Annotated in this window: 6 protein-coding genes; 2 read left to right on the forward strand and 4 right to left on the reverse strand. The window is 64.6% G+C overall.

The window, feature by feature from the left end:
• Positions 1 to 19: 19 nt before the first annotated feature.
• A complete protein-coding gene (locus tag G3T36_RS13455) occupies positions 20 to 1,867 on the reverse strand; it encodes an ABC transporter ATP-binding protein (protein WP_163290237.1) in 1,848 nt (615 codons plus the stop codon).
• Positions 1,868 to 1,956: 89 nt separating this feature from the next.
• On the opposite strand from G3T36_RS13455, the gene G3T36_RS13460 reads away from it, so the two are divergent.
• Entirely contained in the window at positions 1,957 to 2,583 is a 627-nt protein-coding gene (locus G3T36_RS13460; protein ID WP_163290238.1) for a PH domain-containing protein, read from the forward strand.
• Between the two features lie 29 nt (positions 2,584 to 2,612).
• Here the strand turns inward: G3T36_RS13460 and G3T36_RS13465 are convergent, their stop codons facing one another.
• From G3T36_RS13465 to G3T36_RS13475, 3 genes are all read right to left on the reverse strand, one after another.
• Positions 2,613 to 3,587, reverse strand: a complete 975-nt coding sequence (locus G3T36_RS13465) for an ABC transporter permease (protein ID WP_163290239.1) — start codon at positions 3,585 to 3,587, stop codon at positions 2,613 to 2,615.
• Positions 3,587 to 5,119, reverse strand: coding sequence for an ABC transporter permease (locus G3T36_RS13470; RefSeq protein WP_163290240.1), 1,533 nt, complete (start codon positions 5,117 to 5,119; stop codon positions 3,587 to 3,589). Before G3T36_RS13470 ends, G3T36_RS13465 begins: the two co-directional genes overlap by 1 nt.
• 198 nt (positions 5,120 to 5,317) lie before the next feature.
• On the reverse strand, positions 5,318 to 7,114 hold the full coding sequence (locus G3T36_RS13475; protein ID WP_163290241.1) for an ABC transporter family substrate-binding protein: 1,797 nt from the start codon (positions 7,112 to 7,114) through the stop codon (positions 5,318 to 5,320).
• A 247-nt stretch (positions 7,115 to 7,361) separates the two neighbouring features.
• Here G3T36_RS13475 and G3T36_RS13480 point away from each other — a divergent pair, with 247 nt between their 5' ends.
• The gene (locus tag G3T36_RS13480) at positions 7,362 to 7,721 is read left to right on the forward strand and encodes a hypothetical protein (protein WP_163290242.1); all 360 of its coding nucleotides are present in this window, start codon (positions 7,362 to 7,364) and stop codon (positions 7,719 to 7,721) included.
• Positions 7,722 to 7,756 lie beyond the last annotated feature (35 nt).

Below are 7,756 nucleotides of genomic sequence, written 5' to 3' on the forward strand. Positions count from 1 at the left end.
TCGCGCCTGCACGCTGCTGTCAGAACTGGGCCGACGGCGGGACGTTCGGCTCCGGGTCCTCCAGGGGTGCCGCGATGTGCGGCCCCTCGTCGGATCCGGCCGCGAGGATCTCGCGACGGAGGTCGCGACGCTCGCGCTGCAGCTTCGGATCGGGAAGGGGCACGGCCGCGAGCAGTCGCTGGGTGTACGCCTCCTTCGGGTAGCGCAGGATCTCGTCGCGGGTGCCCGTCTCCACCAGGTTGCCGTGGTGCATGACGGCGATGCGCTCGGCGAGGACGTCGATGACCGCGAGGTCGTGCGTGACGAACAGGCAGGCGAAGTTCATCTCCTTCTGCAGCATCTGCATGAGGTCGAGCACGCGCGCCTGGACCGACACGTCGAGCGCGCTCGTCGGCTCGTCGGCGATGAGCACCTGCGGCTTCAGCGACAGCGCGCGGGCGATACCGACGCGCTGCTTCTGGCCACCGGACAGCTCGTGGGGATAGCGGGTGCGGTACGTGCGCGGAAGCTCGACGCTGTCGAGAAGTCGCTCGACCTCCTTGTTGAGGGTCGCGCCCTTCATGCCCTTGGCCAGCAGGAGAGGCTCCCCGATGCTGTCGCCGATGGGCAGTCGCGGGTTGAGCGAGGACGCCGGGTCCTGGAAGACGATGCCGACGTTCTTGTGCAACTGGCGGATCTCGTCGCGTCCTGCGTTCGAGATGTCCTGGCCGGCGACGACGAGCTTGCCCTCCGTGATCGGCAGGAGTCCGATCGCGGCCCGGCCCAGCGTGGTCTTGCCCGAGCCGGACTCGCCCACGAGCCCCAGCACTTCGCCCTCGCGGATCTGGAGGTTGATCTGGTCGGCGGCGCGGAACGCCGGAACGCGTCCACGCTTCGGGTACTCGATCGCCACGTTCTCGAACTTGACGACGATCTTGCGGGTGTCGCGCTCGTCGAGTTCCGCGGCCTCCTCCGCGAGGCGCTCGTTGATGGCGATGCGCTCTGCGAATTCCGCACTCTGCTGCGCAGTCTCGGAGCTCGTGGCGAGCGCCGCCGTCGTGTCGATCTCCTCGTCGCCGCGCTGCCCCAGGTGCGGAACGGCCTCGAGGAGGGCGATGGTGTACGGGTGCGTCGGGTTGGCGAAGACCTCTTCGACCGTTCCGGTCTCGACGATGTCGCCCTTGCGCATGACCGCGATGTTGTCCGCGAGGTCGGCGACGACCCCCATGTCATGGGTGATCAGCAGGATGGCGCTGTCGAGCCGGTCGCGCAGGCTCCGGAGCAGGTCGAGGATCTCGGCCTGCACGGTCACGTCCAGCGCCGTGGTCGGCTCGTCCGCGATGAGGAGCTTGGGGTCGCACGAGATCGACTGCGCGATCATCGCGCGCTGCCGCTGGCCGCCGGAGAGCTGGTGCGGATACGAGTTGTACGCCTTCAGCGGATCGGGGAGCTCGACCATGTCGAGCAGTTCGAGCGCACGCTCGCGGGCCTCGTGCGGCGACATGCCGTAATGGATGCGCAGCGTCTCCACGATCTGGGAGCCGATCGTGTAGACGGGGTTGAGCGCCGTCATCGGCTCCTGGAAGATCACGGCGATCTGGGCGCCACGGACCTTGCGCATCTGCTGCGGCTTCAGGCCGGTGAGTTCGCGCCCGTCGAGCTTGATGCTTCCGCGGATCCGGCTGTTCTCCGGCAGGAGGTCGAGGATCGCCATCGAACTCGCACTCTTGCCCGAACCGGACTCGCCGACGAGGGCGAGCACTTCGCCCGGTCTGATCGCGTAGTTCAGCTTCTTGGCTGCGGGAACCCACGTGCCGTCGACACCGAAGTCGACGCTGAGGTCGGTGACCTCGAGAACGGGGATCTGCCCGGTCGTCGTGTCGGTCATGAAATCCTGTTTCCTTCCAGGGCGGCTGTGGCCGCCTTCGAGATCGTGTTGCGTTGGACGGCCGATGCGGATGCTGTCAGCATGGACGCATGTCCACCGAAGCTCCTTCCGGACGCGACGTCTATACGTCGCGCTTCAACCGCATCCTCGCCGTCATCATCTGGGCGCTCGCCCTCTTCATGACGGGCAGCCTGCTGTTCGTCGCGCCGGGACTGCGGCTCCTGTACCTGTTCCCAGCTGCGTTCGTTGCGCTGTTCGCCTGGGAGGCGCTGTGGAGCCCGCGAGTCGAGGTGGACGACAGCGGAGTGCGCCTGCGTAATGTGCTGCGAACGGTCTTCGTACCGTGGGCCGCGCTGATCCACGTCGACACCAAGTATTCCCTGACCCTGTACACGCCGGGCCACAGATACGCCGCGTGGGCCGCGCCCGCTCCCGGTCGCGCATCCAGCTACCGGGCCACCAAGTCGAGGAGCGGCAATTCCGGAAGCCGTGCCCCGCTCGACGGGGACGCCGCGCGTCCCGGCGACCTGCTCGGCACTGAATCGGGCGAAGCCGCCTACCTGGTGCGCAGCCGCTGGGATCGACTGCGCGAGCGCGGCGCTTTCGAGACCGGCGTCGCCGACACCACGAAGGTGACCGTCACGACCCACTGGGCGACGGCGGTCGCGCTCATCGTCCTCGCGGCGGGCTCGGTCGTCGCGATCCTCGTCGGCTAGCAGTCCGCTCGCCGCGTTCCCGCGGAACGTCATGCCCGCTCGTCTCCGGACTCGGGAAACTCTTCCTGCATCTGGCGGAGCTTGAACCGGCGGTGGCGCGGGTCGAAGGCGTCGCGGAGGCCGTCACCGATGAAGTTCACCAGCAGGGCAAGCGAGACGATGAAGAGTCCCGGCCACCAGAACAGCCACGGGCGGGTCTGGAAAGCAGACTCGTTCTGGCTGATCAGGAGGCCCAGGGACACATCGGGCGCCTTGATGCCGTAGCCGAGGAAGCTCAGGGCGGTCTCCAGCAGGATCGCGGATGCCATGATGAGCGTCGACGACACGATGACGACGCCCGCGGCATTCGGCAGGATGTGCTTGAAGATGATGCGACGGTCGGACGCGCCTGCGACGCGGGCCGCTTCGACGAACTCGCGTTCGCGAAGCGAGAGGAACTCGCCGCGCACGAGTCGGGCGATACCCATCCACGAGAAGAATCCGAGCATGATGGCGAGCAACGGCGCTCCCAGGCCACCGGCCCAGTGGCCGACGACGGAGCCGATCACCAGAGCCGGGATGACGATGAAGACGTCGGTGATACGCATCAGGATGGCGTCGGTGATCCCGCGGTAGTAGCCCGCGATCGCACCGACGACCACGCCGACGACGCTCGCGATGCCGCCCAGCACGATCATGACGATGAACGAGTTCTGGATGCCGCGCATGACCAGGGCGAAGTAGTCCTTGCCGATGCGGTCCTGGCCGAACGGGTGTTCGAGCGACGGTGCGCCCTGGTGCACCTGGTTGTTCAGCTCGGTGTAGGTGTACTTCCACCAGCCGTGGATCGGACCGACGCCGATGGCCGTGATCGAGAACAGGATGATGAAGACGACGAGGATGATCGACGTCACCGCCATCTTGTTGCCCATGAAGCGGCGGAAGATGATCCGCCCCTGGCTTTCCGGCGCCTTGGAGTCGATGGTTGGCTCGTCGGTGACGATCGGTTCATTGTTGATTGTCATTATCGGACCCTCACCCTCGGGTCGAGGCTTGCATAGGCCAGGTCGGCCAGGAAGTTGAACAGGATGGCCATGATCGCGATCACGACGAAGTAGCCCATCACGGGGTTGAGATCACCAGCGCTGAGTCCTGCGCTGAAGAGGAAGCCCATGCCGGGGATGGCGAAGACCCTCTCTGTGATGATCGCGCCACCGAGCAGGGCTCCGACATCGAAGGCCACCAGGGTCGTGATCGGAATGAGCACGTTGCGGAAGGCGTGACGGACGATCACCGTACGCTCGGGCAGGCCCTTGGCGCGTGCGGTGCGGATGTAGTCCTGGTTGAGCACTTCGAGCATCCCGGCCCGCGAGTAGCGCGTGTAGCTCGCGAACGAGATCAGCAGCAGTGCGATCGTCGGCAGCAGGAGGTGCGTGAACGTGTCGAGACCCGAGACCCAGATGTCGCCGTTGAGGTTCGGGGTCGAGGACCCGACCGTCGCGATCGGACGGCCGTTCGTGTCCTGCAGGTACTGCGGCCACGCCTGCATGAACCGGTCGATCAGGATCAGCGCTCCGGAGAGCACGGCCGTCACGGCGCCGACACGCATATTCTGGCCACGGTCGTAGCCGCCGACCAGCCAGCCGCTGACCAGGCCCACGGCGAGCGTGACGATCGCCAGGATCGCGATGGTGGCCGCGCTGGAGATGTTCAAGAGGGGCTGGATCGCGAAGTAGGCGATGATGCCGATCGCGCCGTTGATGCCCGCGGTGATCAGTGCCTTGCGGTTCTGGAGACCCGCCATCAGCGCGGTCGCGCCGAGGGCGATGCCCGCGATGAGGATGATCATCGCCACCGGGCCGAGGCCCGGGGTGAGGAACCACCCCGTCGCCGACATGAACCAGAGCAGGAGGAAAGTCGCACCGCCGACCGCTGCGAACACGATCAGTCGCCGTCGACGATCGCCTCCCACCAGCGACTGGAAGATCGCGCCCATCAGCACGCCGATGATCACGAGCCAGTACCAGCTGATCACGGGGTCTGCGAGGAAGTTGTTGAAGCCGAGGGCGATGAACTCCTTGAGGAGCACCGCGACGAGGAACGCCGGAAGCGAGTACAGGAAGAAGCTGATGAACGTCATCGTGTTATCGAGACCGCTGTACTGGCGGAGAGCGGTGATGATACCGATCGAGATACCGAAGACGACCGCGAGCACGAGCGCCAGGGTCACGAGTTGCACGGTGGATCCGAGCGCCTGGGGCAGGATGTCGGTCACCTGAGCGTTCGAGATTGTCGCACCGAGGTCGCAGGCGTTGGCGAACGGGATGAGGCACTTCGCCGCGCCGCCGAGCCACAATGCCCAGCGCAGGGGTGGTGCGACGTCGAGGTGGAGCAACTGGACACGCGCTGTGATCAGCGCTTCCTTGTTCGGATTGTTGCTGGAGCGGAGATCCGCGAGCGGATCCACCGAATACGCCACAAGCATGTACATCAGGAACGATGCGGCGATGAGGATGAGAATCGAGACGAGAATGCGTCTCAGAATAAAGCTCACCATTGAATGACTACCTATCTGGAACGGCACCACGATCCGCTGATGGACCTGACCATCCCGGGGTCGGGGACGGGCACCTGACATTGTATTCGCGGGTCACGCGAACGTATTCATGGTACGGGGCGCTGAAGCTTTTCGCTCCAGCGCCCCGAGTGGAGTTCGGTCCCCGAGCCGAGGCCCGGGGACCGAATCAGGCGAAGGCTACTTCTTGGAAGCCTTCACCGACCACTCCCAGAAGTTCCAGAACGGACCGCTCTGGCCACCGTTGTACTTGACACCCTGCACGCGGCTGTCGACACCGAAGATGCCGGGCAGCTGGAACAGCGGCAGACCGTAAGCGTCGCTGAAGGTCTGCTTGTCGATCTTGTTCTCGGTCTGGACCAGTTCGTTCTTATCCGTCATGGTCTGGGTCGAGTTGGCGAGTTCGCCCGTGCCGGGGTAGTTGTTGTAGTTACCACCGGAGCCGACAGGACCGAAGACCTGGGTCAGCTGCTGCGTACCTGCACCAGGCGAGATCCAGCCGAAGAGCACGGCGTCGTACGTGCCGTCGCCGAGCTTCTTGGACCAGTCCGGGTTGCCATTGTCGACGATCTTGAATCCGGCCTTCGAGGCGGATGCCTGGATGGCCTGGAACTCGTCGACACGGTTCGGGTTGTTGGTGTTGTACATGATCTTCACGGTCGGCGTCTTGCCGGCCAGGAGCGCCTTGGCGCCCGCGATGTCGACCTTGTTGTAGGCGTCAGAACCGTTCTGCTTGACCGAATCCGCGTACTCCGCCTGGTTGGGGAGGAAGATCTGCGAGTTCAGGACCTTGGCCTTAGGGTTCACCGGAGTGACGATCGAGTCCAGGATCTGCTGGCGCGGGATCGTGAGCAGGAACGCCTTGCGGACGTTCGGGTCGGAGAACACACCGGACTTGCTGAAGGTCAGGTCGAGGTGGTCGTACGACGCCTGGTCGCCTGCGAGCACCGTTGCAGTGGTGTTCTTCAGGGCGGTCAGCGTGTCGGCGGACGCCTGCGGGTTGATGACGTCGACCTCACCGTTCTGGAGAGCGGTGACCTGGGCGCTTGCGTCGCCGATGAAGCGGAACACGATCTTGTCCACGTTCGGCTTGAGGCCGCCCGCGTAGTACTTGTTCTGCGTCATGGTGAGCGACTGTCCGGGAGTCCACGACGAGACGACGAACGGGCCGCTGGAGACCAGCAGGTCCTTGTCGGTCGGGAACGCGGTGACGTCGTAGCCGGTGTTGACGAAGTCAGCAGCCTTCTTCAGCGTCGGGTCCGGAGCGGCCGGGTTGGCCTTGTCACCGTGCGGCAGTCCCTTGAGCAGCGACGTCAGAGCGGCGGCGTTGCTGAGTCCGGCCTTCTTGGCGACGACGTGGGCCGGCTGTGCCATCGGGTCGACGAGCTCCCAGTCCACGTACGGCTTGGCGTACGTGAGGGTGATCGAGGTGTTGTTGTCACCGATCGTCGGGAACGCGGTCTGGTCGAGACCGACGGTGCTGCCCGCGTACTGGAAGTACTGCGTACCCTTGGTGACCTTGCCGCTGGCCTGGTCGATCGTTGCCGAGTCGTAGTACCCGGACTGGATCGCCCAGCCGAGGACCATGTCGTCAGCGGTGACCGGCTGTCCGTCGGACCACTTGTCGTCCTTGTTCAGCGTGTACTTGACGGTCAGGGGGTTGTCCTTGACCTTCTCGAACTTACCGAACTTGTCGTCGTGGACGATCTTGAAGTTGTTGTCGATGTACTGGAAGCCAGTCCCATACGAGCCGTCCAGGTAGCCGACCTGGCCGTTGGTGTCAACGTTGCCCTGGGGCGTCTGTGAGTTGAACGACGTGAACGGGTTGACCACGGCCACCGTTACTGTTCCGCCCTGCGCAGCGGTCGTCTGAGACGAGCTGCCGGACGTGGTGCAGGCTGTGAGCGCAACTGCTGCGACGCCGACGATGGCGATGGCGCTGGCCGCGTGCCTGACCTTTCTACCTTGGATCTGCAATGTTCCTCCTGTGCGAAGTGTGCGACGGCATGGGCGCGCGAGAGCACCCGCGCCGCGCTGGATAAGAATGACCATAAGTACGGTTGACTGGGAATGCAAAACGGGGCACGAAAACGTTACAGACTGGTAACTCAGTCGCCGGATTATTGCATCGAGCACAGAAAAGCTGCACGCACGCGGGGCAAGACGCAAGAAATTGCACTTGCGCCGCATGCTCCGAGTGGTATGAGGCCGGAACGATCAGCCCATGAATACACAAACAACGCCGCGACCCCGTCGCCGCACCCTTGCAACAGTCGCCGCCGGACTGGTCCTCGCCGGCCTGTCTCTCTTCGCCACAGCGGTTCCAGCACAGGCTCAACAGGTCGGCCCGGTCACAACGGGCTGCGGCGCAAAATACGTCCAGGTCAATTGGACGAACACAGGTCAGGCATGGCTGTGGGCTTTCACGTCGAATGATCTCTGGGATTCTGGCCACCTCGTGGGGACGTGGGGTGCAGGGTCGCACTCCTACAACTCCGGCCTGCACACCTGGACGTGGGGATTCAACAAAGGCGCCCCCGGCACGATCACCATCTGGGGCACGCAATGCGTGAGCTTTAACTGACAAAGTCCTTGCTGGGGTCGTGACGTGAGTCCCCC

It is taken from the genome of Leifsonia tongyongensis (assembly GCF_010686705.1).
In the GTDB taxonomy this organism is placed as follows: Bacteria; Actinomycetota; Actinomycetes; order Actinomycetales; family Microbacteriaceae; genus Diaminobutyricibacter; species Diaminobutyricibacter tongyongensis.

Coding starts and splice junctions, on each gene's coding strand:
- G3T36_RS13455 (WP_163290237.1), bottom strand. CDS start 1,867: ATGACCGACACGACGACCGGGCAGATCCCCGTTCTCGAGGTCACCGAC.
- G3T36_RS13460 (WP_163290238.1), top strand. CDS start 1,957: ATGTCCACCGAAGCTCCTTCCGGACGCGACGTCTATACGTCGCGCTTC.
- G3T36_RS13465 (WP_163290239.1), bottom strand. CDS start 3,587: ATGACAATCAACAATGAACCGATCGTCACCGACGAGCCAACCATCGAC.
- G3T36_RS13470 (WP_163290240.1), bottom strand. CDS start 5,119: ATGGTGAGCTTTATTCTGAGACGCATTCTCGTCTCGATTCTCATCCTC.
- G3T36_RS13480 (WP_163290242.1), top strand. CDS start 7,362: ATGAATACACAAACAACGCCGCGACCCCGTCGCCGCACCCTTGCAACA.